General features: G+C 73.5%; 13 protein-coding genes. 3 read left to right on the top strand and 10 right to left on the bottom strand.

From position 1 onward, the window contains the following. Positions 1-26 precede the first annotated feature (26 nt). From AB0G35_RS14860 to AB0G35_RS14845, 4 genes are all read right to left on the bottom strand, one after another. Positions 27-1,541: an acyl-CoA synthetase gene (locus tag AB0G35_RS14860; protein ID WP_360948485.1), complete on the bottom strand. Its 1,515-nt coding sequence runs from the start codon at positions 1,539-1,541 to the stop codon at positions 27-29. A 41-nt stretch (positions 1,542-1,582) separates the two neighbouring features. Beyond that, the gene (locus AB0G35_RS14855; RefSeq protein ID WP_360948483.1) at positions 1,583-3,139 is read right to left on the bottom strand and encodes an acyl-CoA synthetase; all 1,557 of its coding nucleotides are present in this window, start codon (positions 3,137-3,139) and stop codon (positions 1,583-1,585) included. Between the two features lie 19 nt (positions 3,140-3,158). Beyond that, a complete protein-coding gene (locus tag AB0G35_RS14850; RefSeq protein ID WP_360948481.1) occupies positions 3,159-4,262 on the bottom strand; it encodes a nitronate monooxygenase family protein in 1,104 nt (367 codons plus the stop codon). A 110-nt stretch (positions 4,263-4,372) separates the two neighbouring features. Beyond that, on the bottom strand, positions 4,373-5,953 hold the full coding sequence (locus tag AB0G35_RS14845; RefSeq protein WP_360948479.1) for an NAD(P)/FAD-dependent oxidoreductase: 1,581 nt from the start codon (positions 5,951-5,953) through the stop codon (positions 4,373-4,375). 180 nt (positions 5,954-6,133) lie between these two features. Here AB0G35_RS14845 and AB0G35_RS14840 point away from each other — a divergent pair, with 180 nt between their 5' ends. Beyond that, entirely contained in the window at positions 6,134-7,444 is a 1,311-nt protein-coding gene (locus AB0G35_RS14840) for a glycoside hydrolase family 27 protein (protein WP_360948477.1), read from the top strand. 21 nt (positions 7,445-7,465) lie between these two features. On the opposite strand, the gene AB0G35_RS14835 is transcribed toward AB0G35_RS14840, so the two are convergent. From AB0G35_RS14835 to AB0G35_RS14810, 6 genes are all read right to left on the bottom strand, one after another. Continuing rightward, entirely contained in the window at positions 7,466-9,424 is a 1,959-nt protein-coding gene (locus tag AB0G35_RS14835; protein WP_360948475.1) for a serine/threonine-protein kinase, read from the bottom strand. Positions 9,425-9,457: 33 nt separating this feature from the next. Further along, on the bottom strand, positions 9,458-10,294 hold the full coding sequence (locus AB0G35_RS14830; protein ID WP_360948614.1) for an oxygenase MpaB family protein: 837 nt from the start codon (positions 10,292-10,294) through the stop codon (positions 9,458-9,460). Positions 10,295-10,363: 69 nt separating this feature from the next. After that, positions 10,364-11,575 carry an acyl-CoA dehydrogenase family protein gene (locus tag AB0G35_RS14825; RefSeq protein WP_360948473.1) on the bottom strand — a complete coding sequence of 404 codons (1,212 nt, stop codon included), beginning with the start codon at positions 11,573-11,575 and terminating at the stop codon, positions 10,364-10,366. Positions 11,576-11,783: 208 nt separating this feature from the next. Next, positions 11,784-12,209 (bottom strand): SH3 domain-containing protein, encoded by a 426-nt coding sequence (locus tag AB0G35_RS14820; RefSeq protein WP_360948471.1) that lies wholly within the window; start codon positions 12,207-12,209, stop codon positions 11,784-11,786. Positions 12,210-12,323: 114 nt separating this feature from the next. Beyond that, positions 12,324-13,088 (bottom strand): VOC family protein, encoded by a 765-nt coding sequence (locus AB0G35_RS14815; RefSeq protein WP_360948469.1) that lies wholly within the window; start codon positions 13,086-13,088, stop codon positions 12,324-12,326. A 105-nt stretch (positions 13,089-13,193) separates the two neighbouring features. Beyond that, a complete protein-coding gene (locus tag AB0G35_RS14810) occupies positions 13,194-14,357 on the bottom strand; it encodes an NAD(P)/FAD-dependent oxidoreductase (RefSeq protein ID WP_360948467.1) in 1,164 nt (387 codons plus the stop codon). A gap of 212 nt (positions 14,358-14,569) precedes the next feature. Here AB0G35_RS14810 and AB0G35_RS14805 point away from each other — a divergent pair, with 212 nt between their 5' ends. Continuing rightward, complete coding sequence (locus tag AB0G35_RS14805; RefSeq protein WP_360948465.1) at positions 14,570-18,802, top strand: bifunctional nitrate reductase/sulfite reductase flavoprotein subunit alpha; 4,233 nt, start codon at positions 14,570-14,572, stop codon at positions 18,800-18,802. Between the two features lie 393 nt (positions 18,803-19,195). Beyond that, entirely contained in the window at positions 19,196-20,161 is a 966-nt protein-coding gene (locus tag AB0G35_RS14800) for an LLM class F420-dependent oxidoreductase (RefSeq protein WP_360948463.1), read from the top strand. The last annotated feature ends 7 nt before the right edge of the window (positions 20,162-20,168 follow it).

Below are 20,168 nucleotides of genomic sequence, written 5' to 3'. Positions count from 1 at the left end.
TCCGCGCGCCGCGCGCGCCGCCCGGCTCAGGACCCCGCGAACCGTTCCCGGAGCTCCCGCTTGAGGACCTTGCCGCTGGCGTTGCGCGGCAACGCGTCCACGAACACCACCCGTTTGGGGGCCTTGAACGGCGCGAGCCGGGCCCGGGCCGTCTCGATCAGTTCCTGCTCCCCGACCGGGCCCCCGTCCGGACGCCGTACGACCACCGCGGTCACCGCCTCGATCCACCGCTCGTCGGGCAGCCCGATGACCGCGACCTCGGCCACCTGGGGGTGGGCGTAGAGCACGTCCTCCACCTGGCGCGAGGCGACCAGCACCCCACCGGAGTTGATGACGTCCTTGACCCGGTCCACCACGGTGAAGTAGCCCTCCGCGTCCCGGACGGCCAGGTCGCCGGAGTGGAACCAGCCGTCGCGGAACGCCTCGGCGGTCTCCTCGGGCTTGTCCCAGTAGCCGGTGCACAGCTGCGGGGAGCGGTAGACGACCTCGCCCGGGATGCCGTCGGGCACCTCCCGGCCCGACTCGTCGACCACCCGCGCCTCGACGAACAGCACCGGTCGCCCGCAGGAGTCCATCCGGCCCTCGTGCTCGTCCGGTCCCAGCACGGTGGCCAGCGGTCCGATCTCGCTCTGCCCGAAGCAGTTGTAGAAGGCCAGGCCGGGCAGCCGGGCGCGGAGCCGTTCGAGGACCGGCACCGGCATGATCGAGGCGCCGTAGTACGCCTTGCGCAGGGCGGTCAGGTCGCGGTCGGCGAACCCGGGGTGCTGCGACAGGCCGATCCACACCGTGGGCGGTGCGAAGAGGCTGTCCGCCCGGCCCGCCTCGACCAGGTCGAGGATCTGCTCCGGGTCGGGGGCGTCGAGGATCGTGTTCTCCGCGCCGACCGCCAGATAGGGCAGCAGGAAGACGTGCATCTGCGCGGAGTGGTAGAGCGGCAGGGAGTGGACCGGGCGGTCCCCCTCCTTCAGGTCCAGGGCGGTGATCGCGCTGACGTACTCGTGCACGAGGGCGCGGTGGGTCATCATCGCGCCCTTGGGCAGGGCGGTGGTGCCGGAGGTGTAGAGGAGCTGGACCAGATCGTCGGAGTCCGGCGTCGTCCCGGGGTCCGGGTCTGCGGGCGCGGTGCGCAGCCGGGCCAGCAGCGAGTCGTCGGTGTCGCGCAGCGGCAGGACGCGGGCGGGGTCCGGCAGCCGCCCGGCGAGCTGCGGATCGGCCAGGACGAGGGAGCTGCCGGACTGTTCGACGAGGTAGCGCAGCTCGTCGCCGGTGAGGTGGTGGTTCATGGGCACGTGGACGAGCCCGGCGCGGGCGCAGCCGAGGAAGCCGATGAGGTAGGCGTCGGAGTTGTGGCCGTAGGAGCCGACCCGGTCGCCGGGGCCGAGGCCGGATCCACGGAGCACCGCGGCGGCGGCCGATGCGGCTTCGTCGAGTTCCCGGTAGGTCCAGGTCCGGTCGCCGTACCGGACCGCCGTGCGGTGCGGCACCCGCCGGGCGCTCCGTCGCAGGATCCCGTCCACCGTGCTGCTGCGCACATCCGTCATGGCGGGATCCTGCGGGCGGACCGGTGCGAGGTCAAGTACCGCTACACGGCCCGCTCCCGGCCCTCCCAGTAGGGGTCGCGGAGCCGGCGCTTGTACAGCTTGCCGTTGGGGTCGCGCGGCATGACGGCGATGAAGTCGACCGACTTGGGACGTTTGTAGCCGGCGAGTCGGCGTGCGCAGTGCGCCAGGATGTCGGCGGCCAGGCCGGGCCCGGGCTCGTGGCCCTCGGCGGGTTCGACCACGGCCTTGACCTCCTCGCCCCAGTCGTCGTGCGGGATGCCGAAGGCCGCGGCGTCGGCGACGGCGGGGTGGCCGAGCAGGGCGGATTCGATCTCGGCGGGGTAGATGTTCACCCCGCCCGAGATGATCATGTCGATCTTGCGGTCGCGGAGGAAGAGGTAGCCGTCCTCGTCGAGGTACCCGAGGTCGCCGACGGTGAAGAAGTCCCCGATCCGGTTCTTCCGGGTCTTGCCCTCGTCCTTGTGGTAACGGAAGCCGCCGGTGGTCATCTTCATGTAGACGGTGCCGAGTTCACCGGGCGGCAGGCGGTTGCCGTCGTCGTCGAAGACCGCCAGTTCGCTGATCGGCCAGGCCCTGCCGACCGTTCCGGGTTTCTTCAGCCAGTCCTCGGCCGTCGCGAAGGCGCCGCCGCCCTCGCTCGCCGCGTAGTACTCCTCGACGCAGCCGCCCCACCAGTCGATCATGGCGCGTTTGACGTGGTCGGGGCAGGGGGCGGCGCCGTGGACGGCGTGCCGCAGCGAGCTCACGTCGTAGGCCGCCCGGGTCGACTCGGGGAGCGCGAGCAGGCGGTGGAACTGGGTGGGCACCATGTGGGTGTGGGTGCAGCGGTGCCGGTCGATCAGGGCCAGCATGCCCTGGGGGGTCCACTTGTCCATCAGGACGACGCGGTGGCCGAGGTGCAGCGAGGCGCCGGCGAACTGCAGGACGGCGGTGTGGTAGAGCGGCGAGCAGACCAGGTGGACGTTGTCGTCGAACGGCTTGATGCCGAAGATGCCGAGGAAACCGCCGAGAGGGGCCTGCTCGGGCGGGGTGCCGGGCAGCGGGCGGCGGATGCCGCGCGGACGTCCGGTGGTGCCGGAGGTGTAGTTCATCACCCAGCCCAGCGTCCGGCCGTCGGGCGCGGAATCGGGCTGTCCGTCGAGGAGTTCGCGGTACGGCCTGAAGCCGTCCGCCGTGCCGACCAGGTAGCGCCGGGCGGCCGGCAGCTTTGCCTCGTCCGCCGCCTGCCGGGCCGCGTCGGCGAACCGTTCGTGGGCGATCAGCACCTTCGCCCCGGAGTCGGCGACGATCCAGGCGATCTCCGGGCCGACGAGGTGGTGGTTGACCGGGACGAGGTAGAAGCCGGCCTGGGACGCGGCGAGGTAGGCGGTGAAGAACTCCACGCCGTTGGGGAGGACCACGGCGAAGGCGTCGCCGCGCTCCAGGCCGGCCGCGCGCAGCCCGTGGACCAGCCGGTTGCTTGCGGCGTGCAGCCGGCCCGCGGTCCACTCCGCGCCGTCCGGGGCGATCAGCACCGTACGGTCCGGGTCGGCGGCGGCCTGTGCCCAGAAGCCGTTGGGCGGTGGGGAGTCGGTCATTGCGCTGTCCTCCTCGGGGTCAGGCGCGTCCGGCGATCCGGTTGATGCGGTCGATGGCCCGCTCGAAGCCGCGGGTGAGGTCGTCGAAGACGGCCTGGACGCTGCGTTCGCTGTTCATCCGGCCGACGATCTGGCCGACGGGGGTGCCCAGCAGCGGTTCGACCTCGTGCCGCTGGATGCGGGAGTTCGCCTCGGCGACCAGCAGTCCCTGCAGCGGCATCGGCAGCGGTCCGGGCCCGGCCGGGTCGTCCCAGGCGTCGGTCCACTCGGTGCGCAGCTGGCGGGCGGGTTTGCCGGTCAGGGCGCGGGAGCGGACGGTGTCGCCCGGGCCGGCGGCGAGCAGTTTGGCGGTCAGCCGCCGGGAGTGGAGTTCGGCCTCCCGGGTGGTCAGCCATATCGAGCCGAGCCAGACGCCCTGGGCGCCCAGGGCGAGTCCGGCGGCGATCTGCTCGCCGCTGCCGATGCCGCCGGCCGCGAGCACCGGCAGCGGGTCGACGGCGGCCACCACCTCGGGGGTGAGGACCATGGTGGCGATCTCGCCGGTGTGCCCGCCGGCCTCGTAGCCCTGGGCGACGACGATGTCGATGCCGGCGGCCTTGTGGTGCCGGGCGTGCCGGGGGCTGCCGGCCAGGGCGGCGACCAGGATGCCCTGGTCGTGGGCGCGGTGGACGACGTCGGGGGGTGGTGGGCCCAGGGCGTTGGCGAGCAGCGCGATCGGGTAGTCGAAGGCGACGTCGAGCTGGGTGCGGGCGACCCGTTCCATCCAGCCGGTGATCCGCCATCCGGACGCCTCGCCCTCGGCGAGCGGCGGTACGCCGTACTTGTCGAGGAGTCCGTCGACGAACCGGCGGTGCCCGTCCGGGATCATCGCCTCGATGTCGGCCTCGCCGACGCCCTCCACCTTCTTGGCGGGCATCACGACGTCGAGCCCGTACGGCAGTCCGTCGGTGTGCTCCTGCATCCAGTCGAGGTCGCGGGCGAGGGCGTCCGGCGCGGTGTAGCGGACCGCGCCGAGCACCCCGAACCCGCCGGCCCGGGTGATCGCCGCGGCAACCGCCGGGAAGGGGGTGAACCCGAAGACGGCGTGCTCCGCGCCCAGCCTGTTGCTCAGCTCCGTCTGCATGCGCGCAGGATGCCGCAGGGCGCCGTACGAGGGAAGAGATTTTCTGATGCAGCGTCAGAAAACCGGCACGGTCCCGGGGCGGCTCCGGGGCACCGCGCCGCCGGCGGCCGTCAGGCCACCCCCTCCTCCAGCACCGCCATCGCCGCGTTGTGGCCGGGGATGCCGCTCACCCCGCCGCCGCGCACCGCGCCCGCACCGCACAGGAGGACGGCGGGGTGGGCGGTGGCCACCCCCCAGCGCGCCGCCGCGCTCCCGGCGGGAGCGTCCGCCTCCGGGTCCGCGTACGGGAACGCCAGCTCGCGGTGGAAGATGTTGCCGCCCGGCAGGCCGAGTTCGCGGTCCAGGTCGAGCGGGGACCTGGCCTCGACGCAGGGGCGGCCGTCGGCGTCCAGGGCGAGGCAGTCGGCGAGCGGCTCGGCGAGGTGGGTCTCCAGTTCGGCGAGGGTGGCCGCCAGGAGGCGGTCGCGGGTGGCGGCGTGGTCGGCGGTGTCGTCGGCGAACAGCCGCGCGGGGGTGTGCAGGCCGAAGAGGGTCAGCGTCTGGTAGCCCCGGCGCACCAGGTCGGCGCCGAGGATGGACGGGTCGGTCAGCGAGTGGCAGTAGATCTCGGAGGGCGGGGCGGCCGGCAGGCTCCCGGCCGCGGCCTGCCGGTAGGCGCGTTCCAGCTGGTCGTAGCCCTCGGCGAGGTGGAAGGTGCCGGAGAACGCCTCGCGCGGGTCCACGCCGGTGTCGCGGAGCCGGGGAAGGCGGGTGAGCAGCATGTTCACCTTGAGCTGGGCGCCCTCGGCGGGCGGCGGCGGGGCCTCGCCGAGGAGGCGGGCGAGTTCCCGCGGCGAGGCGCCCACCAGGACCCGGCGGGCACCGATCGTGCCCTGCTCGCACGACACCTCCGCGGTGCGGCCGTCGGTGGCGAGGGCCGTCACCGGGCAGCTGGTGACGATCTCCGCGCCGGCCCGGCGGGCGGCGTCGGCCAGGGCGTCGGTGAGGGCGCCCATGCCGCCCAGGGGGACGTCCCAGTCGCCGGTGCCGCCGCCGATGACGTGGTACAGGAAGCAGCGGTTCTGGCGCAGGGACGGGTCGTGGGCGGTGGTGAAGGTGCCGATGAGCGCGTCGGTGAGGACCACCCCGCGGACCAGGTCGTCGGTGAAGGTCTCTTCGACCAGCTCGCCCAGGGGCCGCTCGAAGACGGCGTGCCAGGTGGCGGCGTCGTCGACCCGGGCGCGCAGCGCGGCACGGGTGGGCAGCGGTTCGGTGAGGGTGGGGAAGACCGCCTCGGCGAGCCGCCGGGTGGTGCCGTAGAAGCGTTCCCAGGCCGCGAACTCCCGGTCGGATCCGGTGAGTTCGGCGAAGGAGCGGCGGGTGCGGTCCGCGCCGCCGCCGACCAGGAGGCCGGTGGGGCGGCCGTGGCGCACCACGGGCGTGTAGGAGGAGACGGTGCGTTTGCGGACCGCGAAGCGCAGTCCGAGGTCCCGCACGATCTTCGGCGGCAGCAGGCTGACGAGGTAGGAGTAGCGGGACAGCCGGGCGTCGACACCGGTGAAGACCCGGGTCGACACGGCGGCACCACCGGTGTGGTCCAGCCGCTCCAGCACCAGCACGCTGCGTCCGGCGCGTGCGAGATAGGCGGCGGCCACCAGTCCGTTGTGCCCGCCGCCGACGATGACCGCGTCATACGAAGTCCGTTCCGGCATGCCCCTTGGTAGCACGCGGTGATCGTGGAGGCCAGGTACACGCGGCTGAAACCTCCACGCCGGCCGGTGCGGCTTCTTGACCGGGTCCGGGGCTGCTCCTAGCGTCCGGCCGTGCTCCACCTCGGCACCGCCCCGGCCGTCCCCCCGTCAGGCCGCTCCGCACACCCGTGAGGTGACACCGTGTCCCGTCCCCCGGTTCCCCGCATCGGCCGCTCCGTCGCCGGACTCACCGCCGTCGCCGCCTGCTCGGCCGGGCTGCTGGCCGCCCCGGCGCCCGCCTCGGCCACCCCCGACCCGGGCCGCGCGTCCGAGGCGCGGCCGGCCGCCGGCCCGTACCCGAACCTGGCCCCCACTCCCCCGATGGGCTGGAACAACTGGTCGTACTACACCTGCCACGTCGACGAGAAGGTGGTGCTCGACAACGCGCGGGCCCTGGTCCGTTCGGGGCTCGCGCGCAAGGGCTACCGCACCGTCACGGTCGACGACTGCTGGATGGCCAAGGAGCGCGGCCCCAAGGGCGAGCTGCTGCCGGACCCGGTGAAGTTCCCGCACGGCATGGCCTACGTGGGGCAGCAACTGCACGCCATGGGGCTGAAGTTCGGCATCTACGAGGACGTCGGCACGCTCACCTGCGAGAAGTACCCGGGCAGTCTCGGCCACTTCTCCGAGGACGCGAAGCTGTTCGCGAGCTGGCAGGTGGACTACGTCAAGGCCGACGGCTGCAACGTGCCCACCGCGCCGGGACACAGCAAGGAGGAGACCTACCGGGACCTGTACGGCCGGATGAGCCGGGCGCTGCGGGCCAGCGGACGGCCGATCACCTTCTCCGTCTCCGCGCCGGCCTACTTCCAGTTCGATGGCGACGCCGTCTGGCACCGGGTCATCGGCTGGTCGTCCGAGCTGGGAAACCTCTGGCGGGGCGGCCGGGACGTGGCGCTGCAGCAGAGCACTCCGGCCGCCAAGTGGTCCTCCATCGTCTACAACTTCCACTACAACGCCAACCTCGCCGATCTGCAGCGCCCCGGGCGGTGGAACGACCCGGACTTCCTGCTGGCCGGGGACTTGGGGCTGAGCCGGGACGAGATGCAGAGCCAGATGTCGCTGTGGGCGATGATGGCGGCGCCGCTGATCTCCAGTACGGACCTCGGCAAGCTCTCCCCGGAGGCCCGCGCGGTGCTGGGGAACGAGCACGTCATCGCGGTCGACCAGGATCCGCTGGGGGTCCAGGGACGCATCGTCGCGCAGGACGACCACTTTGCGGTGCTGGCCAAGCCGCTGAAGAACGGTGACCGGGCGGTGGCGCTGTTCAACTCCGGTGACGCGCCGCGCACGCTGTCGGTCACCGCGGGCGCGGCCGGGCTGCCGGAGGCGTCCTCGTACCGGCTGCACGATCTCGTCAGCGGTCATCGCAAGCACACCGACGGGGACATCGTGGCGAGCGACGTACCGGCGCACGGCACGGTGCTGTACCGGGTGACGCCGGCCGACTGAGCCGTGGCCGGGTACGGGCGGCTACCGGCGGTGCGCCGCACGCTCGCGGCGGAGGGCGGCGACCCGGCGGTGCAGGGCGGTCGCCTCGTCCTGGCGGCCGAGTCGTTCCAGGCACTGGGCGAGGTCGCTCTGGCCGGCCAGGGTGTCGGGGTGGGCCGCGCCCAGCACCCGGGTGCGGGCGTCGGCGACCCGGCGGTAGCGGTCCAGTGCCTCGTCCCAGCGGCCCAGCCAGCCGAGCGCCACCGCGGTCTCCCGGAGGCTGACCAGCGTGTCGGGGTGGTCCGGGCCGAGCACCCGGTCGCGGGCCGCGGCCACCGCCTTCGCCTCGGCGAGCGCCTCCGGCCAGCGGCCCAGCCGCCCGAGGTTGACGCCGAGGGCGTGCCGGGCGCGCAGGGTGTCCGGGTCGTCGGCGCCCTGGGTGCGGGTGCGGGCCGCGACCAGGTCGTGGTAGAGCGTCAGCGCCTCGGCGCTGCGGCCGAGCCGGCCGAGGCCGACGCCGACCTCGTAGCGGGCGTCGAGGGTGTCGGGGTGGTCGGGGCCGAGCGTGACGGTACGGGCGGCCGCGACCTCCTGGTAGGTGCGCAGCGCCTCGGCCCATCTGCCCAGCCGGCCGAGGACGTGGCCGAGTTCGTAACGGGTGGTGAGCGTGTCGGGGTGGCGGGCGCCGAGGACCCGGGCGCGGGCGGCGGCCACGTCCCGGGTCATGGCCCGGCAGTCCTCCAGCCGGCCCAGTCGGCCGAGGTTGCGGGCGAGGTGGTGGCGGCAGTCGAGGGAGTCGGGGTGGTCGGGCCCCAGGGTGTGTTCCTGCGCGGCCAGCACCTCGGCGTAGGTCTGGTGGGCCTCGAAGTACCGGCCCTCGTCGCCCAGCGCCCGGCCGGCCGTCAGGCGGGCGGCGAGGGCGGTGCGGAGGTCGTCCGGTGGTGCGGGGCTGGCGATGCCGGCGGCCACGGCGGCGTCGCCGGACCGGGGGTCGCCGCCGCCGGTCCAGGCGTCGGTGAGGACCGTGACTTCGCGGACGGGTACGGAGCGGGGCGGGCGGGGGACGGCCGGTGAGCCGGGGGTGATGCCGTCGGTCCAGGCCGGCAGGGCGGGGACGGTGGCGCCGGGGCCGGCTGTGGTGCCGTCGGGGTCCTGGCGGGCGTCGGCGAGGCGTTTGGCGAGTTCGTCGGCGTCGCGGGGCCGGTCGTCGGGGTCCTTGGCGAGCAGCTGGAGCATGATCCGCTCGTAGGCCGCCGGCAGGTCGGGGCGGAGGCTGCGCGGCGCGGTCGGGGCGGTGTCGCGGTGTCCGACGAGCACCGCCCAGGCGTCGCCGAGGTCGAACGGCGGGACGCCGGTGGCGAGTTCGTACAGTACGCAGCCGAGGGAGTACAGATCGCTGCGGTGGTCGACGGGGTGTGCGCCGATCTGCTCGGGCGACATGTAGTGCGGGCTGCCCATCGCCACGCCGGGGCCGGTGAGGCGGGCGGTGAAGCCGATGTCGTGGCCCAGCCGGGCGATGCCGAAGTCGCAGATCTTGACCGTGCCGTCGGCGGTGCGGACGATGTTCGCCGGTTTCAGGTCGCGGTGCACGACGGCCTGCCCGTGGGTGTAGGCGAGCGCGGCGGTGACCTGTTCGGCGATGTCGATGACGTCCGGGACGGGCAGCGGCTGGCGCCGGTTGTCGTCGAGCAGCTGGCTGAGGTTGCGGCCGGTCAGCAGCTCCATGACGAGGAAGAGGGTGCCCTGGTCCTCGCCGAAGTCGTGGACGACGGTGATGCCGCGGTGCTGGAGGGCGGCCGCGACCCGGGCCTCACGGCGGAAGCGTTCGCGCAGCACGTCCAGGAACGAGGGCTCGTGCCGGGGCCCCAGCGGTTTGAGGCATTTGACGGCGATCTGTCGGCCCAGTGATTCGTCGCGGGCCCGCCAGACCTCGCCCATGCCGCCGCGCCCGATGGTGTCCAGCAGCCGGTACCGCCCCTGGATCAGCCGGTTTTCCGCCATCGTCTGTCGCCGCCCCCGTCCCCGCCCTCACGATCAGCCGCGCCGCTCCCCCTGCGGGTCCAGTATGGCGGCGGCGCGGCGGAGCTTGTAGGCCGACGGGCGGGCGTCCGGCCCGAGCCGCTCGACGGCACGCAGGACGTGCCGGGGCGGCAGCTGCCGGCGGGCGGCCGGCGGAATGGCGCGAAGCAGGCGGCCGGTGGCGCGCAGCCTTCGGGTGACGACCGCGGGCGGCGGCGCCGGGCGCCCGTAGAGGCGGTGGGCGTACGCCGGGAGGGCGCCGTAGGCGAGCCGGGCGATCCACGGCCAGAGCACCGCGCGGGCCGGGACGAGCCCGGCGGGCGTCGGCGGACGGCGGAGGAACGCGTCGACCTCCCGGGCCTCCGGGGTCGGTGCGAGGAGGGGGCGCACCCGTGCGAAGTACGCGTCGAACCCGGCGCGGTCGCCGGGGACCCGCTTGGGGTCCAGCCCGACGAGCCGGCCGCTCGTCCGCTGTTCGCGCAGGTAGGCGTCGGCCTGGGCGTCGGTGAGCGGGTATCCGGAGCGGCGCAGTACGTGGAGGTAGGAGTCGGCCTCGGCGCAGTGCACCCACAGCAGCAGCTCCGGCTCGTCGATGCGGTAGCGCTCGCCGGTGGCCGGGTCGGTGGCGGTCAGCCGCCGGTGCAGGCCGCGGACCGCGGCACCGGCCCGTTCGGCGGCGGCCGTGGTGCCGTACGTCGTCGTGCCGACGAAGTCGGCGGTCCGCATGAGCCGGCCCCAGGCGTCGCGCCGGAAGTCCGAGTTCTGCAGGACGCCGCGCACCGCGCGCGGGTGCAGCGCCTGGAGGTACAGCGCACGGATCCCGGCGATCCACATCAGCGGATCGGCGTGCATCTGCCAGGTCACCGAGGAGGGGCCGAAGAGTCCCGGGTCACCTGCGCGAGGGGCGTCCACGAGGTCAATTTAACGCCGTACCCGCGGCATCCCCAGGCCGATCCAGGCGATGATCTCGCGCTGGATCTCGTTGTTGCCGCCGCCGAAGGTGAAGATCACCGCGGAGCGGTAGCCGCGTTCCAGTTCGCCGTGGAGGACGGCGCCCGCCGAGCCCTCCTTCAGGGCGCCCGCGGCGGCGACGACCTCCATCAGCCAGGCGTACGCGTCCCGCCGCGCCTCGGAGCCGTACACCTTGACCGCCGAGGCGTCCTGCGGGGTGAGCGTGCCGTCCTGGAGGGCGCCCACCATCCGCCAGTTGAGGAGCTTCATCGCGTCCAGCTTGGTGTGCGTCTGCGCGAGGCGGCGGCGGACCCAGGGCAGGTCCACGACGCGGCGGCCGTCGGCGAGCTTGGTCTCCCGGGCCCAGCGCTGCACGTCGTGCAGGGCGCGGATCGCCATGGTGCCGTGCGCGGCGAGCGTGACCCGCTCGTGGTTGAGCTGGTTGGTGATCAGCCGCCAGCCTTTGTTCTCCTCGCCGACGCGGCGCGAGACGGGGACGCGGACGTTCTCGTAGTAGCTCGCCGTGGTGTCGTGCGAGGCGAGGGTGTTGATCAGGGTGCAGGAGTAGCCGGGGTCGGAGGTCGGCACGAGGAGCATGGTGATGCCCTTGTGCGGCGGCGCGCCGGGGTCGGTACGGACGGCCAGCCACACCCAGTCGGCGGTGTCGCCGTTGGTGGTCCAGATCTTCTGGCCGTTGACCACGTAATGGTCGCCGTCCCGGACGGCGCGCGTCTTCAGCGAGGCCAGGTCGGTGCCCGCCTCGGGTTCGCTGTAGCCGATGGCGAAGTCGAGTTCGCCGGAGAGGATGCGCGGCAGGAAGTACGCCTTCTGTTCCTCCGTGCCGAACCGCATGAGCGTCGGGCCGACGGTGTTGAGTGCCATCAGCGGCAACGGGACGCCGGCCTGGGCGGCCTCGTCGAAGAAGACGAACTGCTCCATCGGGGTCATCCCGCGCCCGCCGAACTCCCGGGGCCAGCCGACGCCGAGCCAGCCGTCCGCGCCGAGCCGGCGGATGGTCTCGCGGTAGAACCGCTTCCGCGCGGCCGGGTCCTCGATGGGGGCACCACCCGTGCCCTGGAGGCCATGGGGGAGGGCGTGGGCACGGTCCGGCACCAGTTCGGCGAAGTAGGTGCGCAGCTCGGCACGCAACTGCTGCTGCTCGGGGGTGTATTCGAGGTGCACGGCCCCTCCAGATCGTCCGGTCGGTCCGGGTCGTCCGGCCGGCGGGCCGTCTGTTTCTGACGGCCCGCCGGACGACGGATCGGGGGGCACAGTAGAACTTGTTCCAGAAATACGGAAGAGCGCGGCCGCGGTGCGGGCCCGGCGGGCGCACACGAAGGCCCGGTGCGGCACCTGCGGGTGCCGGACCGGGCCTGGGTGCCGGACGCCATCAGCCCACGGCGTGCTTGGCCGCGTTGTTGCGGGGCGCGATCCGGCCACGCTGCACGTCCTTGCAGTACTTGACGTTGCCGTTGTTGGTCACGTACTTCGCCGCGACCCAGGTCCCGCGCCCCTCGCCGGTCAGGTACCAGACGGTGTTGCCGCCGACGGGCTGGGTGCGCACCTTGCACACCAGGTTGACCTGGGCGCGGTGCCGGAGGAAGCCCTTCACGGAGGCGTCGGTGCTGGGGTACTGACGCTCACTCAGGCCCATCTTGGTGGTGACGACGCCGTACGGCTTGGCCGTCGGTCCGGGCGCCGCCTGGGCCGGGGTCATGGCGGACAGCGCCGCTCCGAGGGCGACAGCCGTGGTCAGTGCGCCCGCGCCGGCTGCGAGCTTTCTGCCGCGGACCGCGAGGAATTCGGTCGTGGACATGAGGGTCTCCTGTTCTTGACGCGCGATGCCACCCATTGATGCGAAGTGGACATTACGCGCAAACCACCCTCGGAATGTGGTGAAACGACGAACAGGCCGCCGATCGTGTGACAGTCAGCCTTCGGTGCCCGCGCGGTGGATCCCGAAGGAGGCCCCCTGCGGGTCCCGGACCACCGCGATCCGCGGCCCCTCGGGCACGTCCGTGGGAGGGACCAGCAGCATGCCGCCGGACTCCGCGGCCCGGGCTGCGGTGTCGTCGACGTCGGCTACCGCGAAGTACGCCAGCCAGTGCGCCCGGACGTCGTCCGGGTAGAACTCGTCCAGCGCGCTCAGCCCGCCGAAGTCGGCACCGTCGATGCCCCACTGCGGATAGTCCTCGTGGGTGCCCACGGTCCAGCCGAAGACCCGGGTGTAGAAGTGCTTGGCGGCCTCCTCGTCGCGGGTGGCGAGCTCCACCCAGCCCAGCGAGCCGGGCGCGTTGAGCAGTGCCGCGCCGGGGAAGTCCCGGGCCTGCCACACCGAGAACACCGCACCCTCCGGGTCCGCCAGCACCGCCAAGCGGCCGTGCCCGAAGACGTCCACCGGCGCCGTCAGCTGCCGCCCGCCGGCCTCGGTGACCGCAGCGACCAGCGCATCGGCGTCCCGGGTCGCGAACGAGACGGTCCAGGCGGTGGGCCGGCCGGGGGCGGAGAGCGGGGCGACCGCGGCGACCGGGGCGGCGCCCATGAGGAAGACGGTGTAACCGCCGGCCTCCGGGCGCAGGTCGGTCTCCGCGCGCCAGCCGAAGACCTCGCGGTAGTACACCTTGGCGGCGTCGACGTCCGAGGTGCCCAGCTCCACCCAGCAGGGCGCGCCGGGGGTGGGCTCGGTGATCTTCACGGTGGGTTCCGTCTCCGTGCGGTGCCGTCGCTGTCCGTTCGCTGCTGATCGTCCGGCGGGCGCGCGGGGGCCGCAACCGGAGCCCGCGGGCAGGAGGCCGGGCCGCTACGCGTTCTCGGCCATGGCCCGCATATGGCGCAGCGAGCCCGCCGGGGCGTCCGGGGCGAGGGCGTTGGCCAGGCCGCGGGCGGCGCCCTCGGCGGCGTCGGCGGAGCGGGGCAGCAGCACGGCTTCGTAGGCGCGCAGCGCCGCGTCCCGGTCGGCGTGTTCGACGAGGGCCAGGGCGAGTTCGCTGCCGTCGAGCATGGCGAGGTTGGCGCCCATGCCGGAGAACGGCGTCATCAGGTGCGCCGCGTCGCCGAGCAGCGTGACACCGGGGGTGTGCGCCCAGGTGTGCGGCACCGGCAGGGCGAACAGCGGCCGGTTGACGAATCCGCCGTCGTTGTCCGTCAGCAGCGCCAGCAGCCGGTCGTCCCACCCGGCGAACCGGCCGAGCAGCGCGGCCCGCACCGCCTCGGTGTCCGTCATCGTCACCCCTGCCTCCAGGGCCCAGTCCTCCGAGCCCCGGAAGGCGGCGTAGCCGCGGAGGTGGGCGTGGCCGTTGCGCTGGACGATCAGCGCCCGGTCGGCGGACGAGGCCATCATGCTGCCGTCGCCGACCAGTCGGGCGAGCGCGGGGTGGCGGGCGTCGGCGTCGTCGAAGGAGAACTCGACGAAGGTGACGCCGGAGTAGTGCGGGGTGGCGCCGGAGAGCAGCGGGCGGACCCGGGACCAGGCGCCGTCGGCGCCGATGACCAGGTCGAACTCCTCGGTGTGGCCGTCGTCGAAGGCCGCCGTGTGCCGGCCGTCGCCCTGCGGGTGCAGGGCCCGCAGGTGGTGGCCCCAGCGGACGGTGCCGGGCGTGAGGGAGTCCAGCAGCAGTCGCCGCAGCCGGCCGCGGTCGATCTCGGGGCGCTCGGCCGCGTCCGGGGCCGGGGCGTGCCGGAAGAGCAGGGTGGCGTCGCGGCCGTAGAGCCGCATCTCCTGCCCCTCGGGGCGGGCGAGGGCGGTGAACTCCTCGTACAGGCCGGCCGCGCGCAGTGCCGTCTGTCCGGTGGCCGGGTGCAGGTCGAGGGTGCCGCCCTGCGGTCGGGCGTCGGCGGAGGCGTCCCGGTCGAAGACGGTGACCGGGACGCCGTGCCGCTGGAGCACGCGGGCGCAGGTCAGCCCGCCGGGACCGGCTCCGATGATCGCGGTGCGGGGGGAAGCGGGAGAAGCAGTGGGTTTCATGGCCACAGAAAAGCACAGCGGATATGAAAGTGCAATTGATATGCTTTTTGTGTTGCTTCACCTTCGGCGCGGGTCTCCCGGACCGGGCCTCACGCGGCGCCGGGCGCAGGTGTGTGGTCGCCGTAACGACGGATGATCGCCTCGTGTGACACGTGGTTAACGGGCCCTTCGTAGGGTCGATCCGCAGCTTCCGACCACGAAGGGGACCGTCCGTGACCGCAGCGGAAACACCGGCAGAGCGCCTCACGCAGGTGCGCACGGCGTGCCAGTACTGCGGTGTCGGCTGCGGGATCGTGCTGGACGTCGCGACGGACGGGGACGGCCGGCGGACCGTGCGCCGGGCCAGCGGGGACAAGGCCCATCCGGCGAACCACGGGCGGCTCTGCACCAAGGGCGCGACCAGCGCCGAACTGCTCACCGCGCCCGGCCGGCTGACCGGCGCCCTGGTCCGCGGCGACCGGGGCGACGAGCCGGTGCCCACCGCCATGGACACCGCGATCAAGCAGACCGCCGCCCGGCTGCGCGAGACCGTCGACGCGCACGGCCCGGACGCCGTCGCGCTCTACGTCTCGGGGCAGATGACGCTGGAGGCGCAGTACCTGGCGAACAAGCTCGCCAAGGGGTTCCTCCGCACCACCCACATCGAGTCCAACTCCCGGCTGTGCATGGCGAGTGCGGGCAGCGGCTACAAGCTGTCGCTGGGCGCGGACGGCCCGCCCGGCTCCTACGAGGACTTCGACCGGGCCGATGTGTTCCTGGTCATCGGCTCCAACATGGCCGACTGCCATCCGGTCCTCTTCCTGCGGCTGCTGGAACGGGTCAAGGCCGGCGCCAAGCTGATCGTGGTCGACCCCCGGCGCACCGCCACCGCGGCCAAGGCGGACCTCTTCCTGCAGATCGCGCCCGGTACGGATCTGGCGCTGCTGAACGGGCTGCTGCACCTGCTGGTGGAGAACGGCGACATCGACGAGGAGTTCATCGCCGGGCACACCGAGGGGTGGGAGGCGATGCCCGCGTTCCTGCAGGACTACCCGCCCGCGAAGGTCGCGGAGATCACCGGGATCCCGGAGGCGGAGCTGCGCCGGGCGGCCGAGTGGATCGGCGCGGCCGGCGACTGGACGAGCTGCTGGACGATGGGGCTGAACCAGAGCACCCACGGCACCTGGAACACCAACGCGCTGATCAACCTGCACCTGGCGACCGGCGCGATCGGCCGCCCGGGCAGCGGCCCGTTCTCGCTGACCGGCCAGCCCAACGCGATGGGCGGCCGGGAGATGGGCTACATGGGCCCGGGGCTGCCCGGCCAGCGGTCGGCGCTGGTCGCCGAGGACCGCGCGTTCACCGAGGAGCTGTGGGGGCTCGCCCCGGGGACGCTGCGGGCGGACGACGGCGGCCGGGGCACCGTGGAGATGTTCCGGCGGATGGCGGACGGGGACATCAAGGCCTGCTGGATCATCTGCACCAACCCGGTCGCCTCGGTCGCCAACCGCCGCACCGTCATCGAGGGCCTGGAGGCCGCGGAGTTCGTCGTGGTCCAGGACGCCTTCGCGGAGACCGAGACCACCGCGTACGCCGATGTGGTGCTGCCGGCCGCCATGTGGTCCGAGTCCGAGGGCGTGATGGTCAATTCGGAGCGCAATCTGACGCTGGTGGGGCAGGCCGCCGATCCGCCCGGCGAGGCCTGGCCGGACTGGCGGATCATCGCCCGGGTCGCCTGCGAGATGGGCTATGCGGACGCCTTCTCCTACGACAGCGCCGAGGAGATATTCGAGGAGCTCAAGCGGGCGGGCAACCCGCGGACCGGGTACGACCTGAGCGGGGTCAGCTATCCGCGGCTGCGCGAGACGCCCGTGCAGTGGCCGAGCGCGGCCGCCGACGGACCGGACCGCAATCCGGTGCGCTATCTCAACGACGGAACCGGCCGGGAGCCGGTCGTCCGGCCGGACGGCAGCCGCCCCCGGCTGGTCTTCCCCACCGCCGGCGGACGGGCCGTGTTCTTCGCCCGGCCGCACCTGCCGGCCGCCGAGCTGCCCGACGACGACTTCCCGTACCTGCTCAACACCGGCCGGCTGCCGCACCAGTGGCACACCCTGACCAAGACCGGCAAGGTCGCCAAGCTGGGCAGGCTGAACCCGGGGCCGTTCGTGGAGCTGCATCCGCAGGACGCCGAGCGGCTGGGCGTGGTGGAGGGCGATGCGGTGGAGGTCGCCTCGCGGCGCGGGCGGGCGGTGCTGCCGGCCGTCGTGACCGACCGGGTACGGCCCGGGGACTGCTTCGCGCCGTTCCACTGGAACGATCTGTTCGGTGAGTACCGATGCGTCAACGCGGTGACCCATGACGCGGTCGATCCGGTCTCGTTCCAGCCCGAGTTCAAGGTGTGTGCGGTCGCGCTGACCAGGGTGCCGGGAGGGGCCGGCCACCTTGAGGGCGCGGCGTTCCCGGGCGCGGCGGAGGGGCCGGCCACCGACCCGGGCGGCCCGGCGGACCGGCCGGGGGACGGTCCGGCGGGCGCCCCGGGAGCAGGCGGCGCGGGCGGTGCGGTGGCGGTCCTGACCGATCTGTTCCGGCTGACCGACCCCGCCCCGCCGCCCCTGGCCGAGCACGAGCGCCGCTATCTGTCCGGATTCCTCACCGGGCTGGCCTCCCGCCCGTCCGGCGGTACGCCGGTGCTGCCCGCCCAGGCGCCGTTCGGTGCGGAGACCGCGCTGTGGGTGAACGGCGTGCTGGCCGGGATGTTCTCGCGGGCCGAGGACGAACCGACCGGGACGGCGGCGCAGGACGCCCCGAACGGATCGACTGACACGGCGTCGGATTCCGCCGCCCGTACGGTGATCGTGCTGTGGGCCTCGCAGACCGGCAACGCGGAGGAGGTCGCCGCGGACGCCGCCCGGCGGCTGAAGGGCAGCGGACGCGAGGCGACGCTGGTGAGCATGGCCGAGAGCACCCCGGCCAGCCTGCCGCGCACCGCGGACCTGCTCATCGTGACCAGCACCTTCGGCGACGGCGAGGCCCCCGACAACGGCTCGGACTTCTGGGAGACGCTCACCGCACCCGACACCCCGCGCCTGGAGGGCGTGCGCTACTCGGTCCTGGCGCTGGGCGACTCCTCGTACGACGACTTCTGCGGCCACGGGCGGCGGCTGGACGCCCGGCTGGCGGAGCTGGGCGCGGTCCGGCTGGCGCCGCGGACGGACTGCGAGCCGGACTACGCACAGCCGGCCGGGCAGTGGCTCGACCAGGTGCTGCGGGCACTGGAGGGCGGCGCGGCGGAACCGGTGGCCGACGGGCCCACCGGGACGGCACCCGCCCCCGCCGCCCCCGCCAAGGACCCCACCGTCACCGCCCGGCTCGTCGGCAACGACCTGCTCAGCCGGCCCGGCGCCACCAAGGAGGTGCGTCGGTTCACCTTCGACACCCGGGGCGCCGACGGGGTGCCGCTGGCGTACGAGGCCGGTGACGCGCTCGGCGTGCAGCCGCTGAACTGCCCGGAGCTGGTCGCGGAGTGGCTGGATCTGACCGGCCTGGACCCGGCGGCCCCGGTGGGCCTCGACGGGGCGGGCACGGTGCCGTTCGGCGAGGCGCTGCACCGCCACCTCGACATCACCCGGATCACCCCGGCGCTGCTCCGGCTGGCCGCCGAACAGACCGGGGACCGCACGCTCAGGAAGCTGCTGCGGCCCGGCAACAAGGGCGAGCTGGACCGGTGGACCTGGGGCCGGCAGGCCGTCGACGTGGTGGCCGAGCACGGGATGCGGGCCGCCGCGCAGGAATGGGCCGAGCTGCTCCCCCGCCTGCGGCCGCGGCTGTACTCCATCTCGTCGAGCCCGCTGACCGATCCCGCGCTCCTCCGGCTGACGGTCTCCGTGGTCCGCTACGAAAACCGGCAGGGCCGCCCGCGCAAGGGCGTGGCCTCGGCGTTCCTGGCGGATGCCGAGCCGGGCGGCCCCGTGGAGGTCTTCGTACGGCGCAGCGCACATTTCCGGCCACCGGCCGACCCGGCGACGCCGATGGTGATGGTCGGGCCCGGCACCGGCGTCGCACCGTTCCTCGGCTTCCTCGACGAGCGGCGGGCCCGCGGCCACCGCGCCCCCAACTGGCTGTTCTTCGGCGAGCAGCGCCGTGCCACGGACTTCTACTACGAGGAGGAGCTCGGCCGGCTGCACCACGACGGGCTGCTCACCCGGCTGGACACCGCCTTCTCCCGGGATCAGCGGGCCAAGGTCTACGTCCAGGACCGGATGCGCGAACACGGTGCCCAGCTGTGGTCCTGGCTGCAGGACGGTGCGCACTTCTACGTGTGCGGCGACGCCTCGCGGATGGCCAAGGACGTCGACCGTGCGCTCCGCGAGATCGCGGTGGCCCACGGCGGCCTGGCCGAGGACGCCGCCACCGCGTACGTCAAACAGCTCGCGGCCGAGAAGCGTTACGTACGGGACGTGTACTGACGGCTCCGCCGCTCGGCCCCGACGGCCACGTCCGGAACAGCTCCGCCTTCCGCCTCCCCCTCCCGTCTCCCCCTGCGAAAGACGTTTCCACCCCGAACGGGCCGAGTCCCCGCATGGAACGCAGGATGGAGAGGAAGGAGAGCGCTATGACCGTTTTGACCACTGAACCCGAACCCAAGGGTCCGGGGCCCGTACCGAGCGAGCCGGAGCCGCTGCCGCGTGACCCGGTGCCGGCCGAGCCGGAAAGGGAACCGGAGGAGCCGGGTACGCCTCCGGTGGAGCCGCCCGGGGCCGAACCGGGAGAGCACCCCGCACCCGAGCCGCCCGACTGACACGGCCGCCCGGTGCCAGCCCGGGTTGCAGGCCGTACCCCACCACAGCAAGGTGTGTTAGATGGTGCAGATCGGATACACGATGATGACCGAACAGGCAGGCCCGCGGGCCCTGGTCGATCATGTCGTCGGCGCCGAACGCGCCGGCTTCGACTTCTCGGTCACCTCCGACCACTACTCCCCCTGGTTCGCCTCACAGGGCCACTCCCCGTACGCCTGGAGCGTGCTGGGCGCAGCGGCGCAGGCCACCACCCGCATCCCGCTGATGACGTACGTGACCTGCCCGACGACCCGCTACCACCCGGCGGTCGTCGCCCAGAAGGCCGCGACCATGCAGCTGCTGTCCGGCGGCCGGTTCCGGCTCGGGCTGGGCTCCGGCGAGAACCTCAACGAGCACGTGGTGGGCGCCGGCTGGCCGGCCTCACCCGTACGGCTGGACAAGCTGGCCGAGGCGATCGAGATCATCCGCAAGCTCTTCGGCGGCGGTGAGGTCACCCACCACGGCACCCACTTCGACGTGGTGCACGCCCGGCTGTGGGACCTGCCCGACGACCCGCCGCCGATCGGCGTGGCCGTATCGGGCGAACGCTCCTGCGAGATCGCCGGCACGCTGGGCGACCTGGTCATCGCCACCGAGCCCAAGGCCGAGCTGCTGACGTCGTTCGACCGGCACGGCGGCACCGGCAAACCGCGGGTCGGCCAGCTGCCGGTCTGCTACGACCCCGACCGCGACGCGGCCGTCGCCCGGGCGCACGACCAGTTCCGCTGGATGCTGGGCGGCTGGCAGGTCAACTCCGAACTGCCGGGGCCGAACGGCTTCGCCGGGGCCACCCGGTACGTCCGGCCGCAGGACGTCGCCGAGGCCGTGCCGTGCGGCGACGACGTGGGCCGGTTCGTCGAGGCGGTGCGTCCGTACGTCGACGCGGGCTTCACCGAGGTCGCGCTGGTGCAGATCGGCGGCGACCACCAGGAGCCGTTCCTGGACTGGGCGGGGACCAAACTGCTGCCCGCACTGCGGAACCTGTGAGCGGGAC

The sequence above is a fragment of the Streptomyces sp. NPDC021749 genome (assembly GCF_040640655.1).
GTDB lineage: Bacteria > Actinomycetota > Actinomycetes > Streptomycetales > Streptomycetaceae > Streptomyces.
The sequence above is the reverse complement of the archived record's forward strand: the minus strand, read 5'-3'. Positions and strand labels throughout refer to the sequence as shown.

Coding starts and splice junctions, on each gene's coding strand:
- AB0G35_RS14860 (WP_360948485.1), bottom strand. CDS start 1,541: ATGACGGATGTGCGCAGCAGCACGGTGGACGGGATCCTGCGACGGAGC.
- AB0G35_RS14855 (WP_360948483.1), bottom strand. CDS start 3,139: ATGACCGACTCCCCACCGCCCAACGGCTTCTGGGCACAGGCCGCCGCC.
- AB0G35_RS14850 (WP_360948481.1), bottom strand. CDS start 4,262: ATGCAGACGGAGCTGAGCAACAGGCTGGGCGCGGAGCACGCCGTCTTC.
- AB0G35_RS14845 (WP_360948479.1), bottom strand. CDS start 5,953: ATGCCGGAACGGACTTCGTATGACGCGGTCATCGTCGGCGGCGGGCAC.
- AB0G35_RS14835 (WP_360948475.1), bottom strand. CDS start 9,424: ATGGCGGAAAACCGGCTGATCCAGGGGCGGTACCGGCTGCTGGACACC.
- AB0G35_RS14830 (WP_360948614.1), bottom strand. CDS start 10,294: ATGCACGCCGATCCGCTGATGTGGATCGCCGGGATCCGTGCGCTGTAC.
- AB0G35_RS14820 (WP_360948471.1), bottom strand. CDS start 12,209: ATGTCCACGACCGAATTCCTCGCGGTCCGCGGCAGAAAGCTCGCAGCC.
- AB0G35_RS14810 (WP_360948467.1), bottom strand. CDS start 14,357: ATGAAACCCACTGCTTCTCCCGCTTCCCCCCGCACCGCGATCATCGGA.
- AB0G35_RS14800 (WP_360948463.1), top strand. CDS start 19,196: ATGGTGCAGATCGGATACACGATGATGACCGAACAGGCAGGCCCGCGG.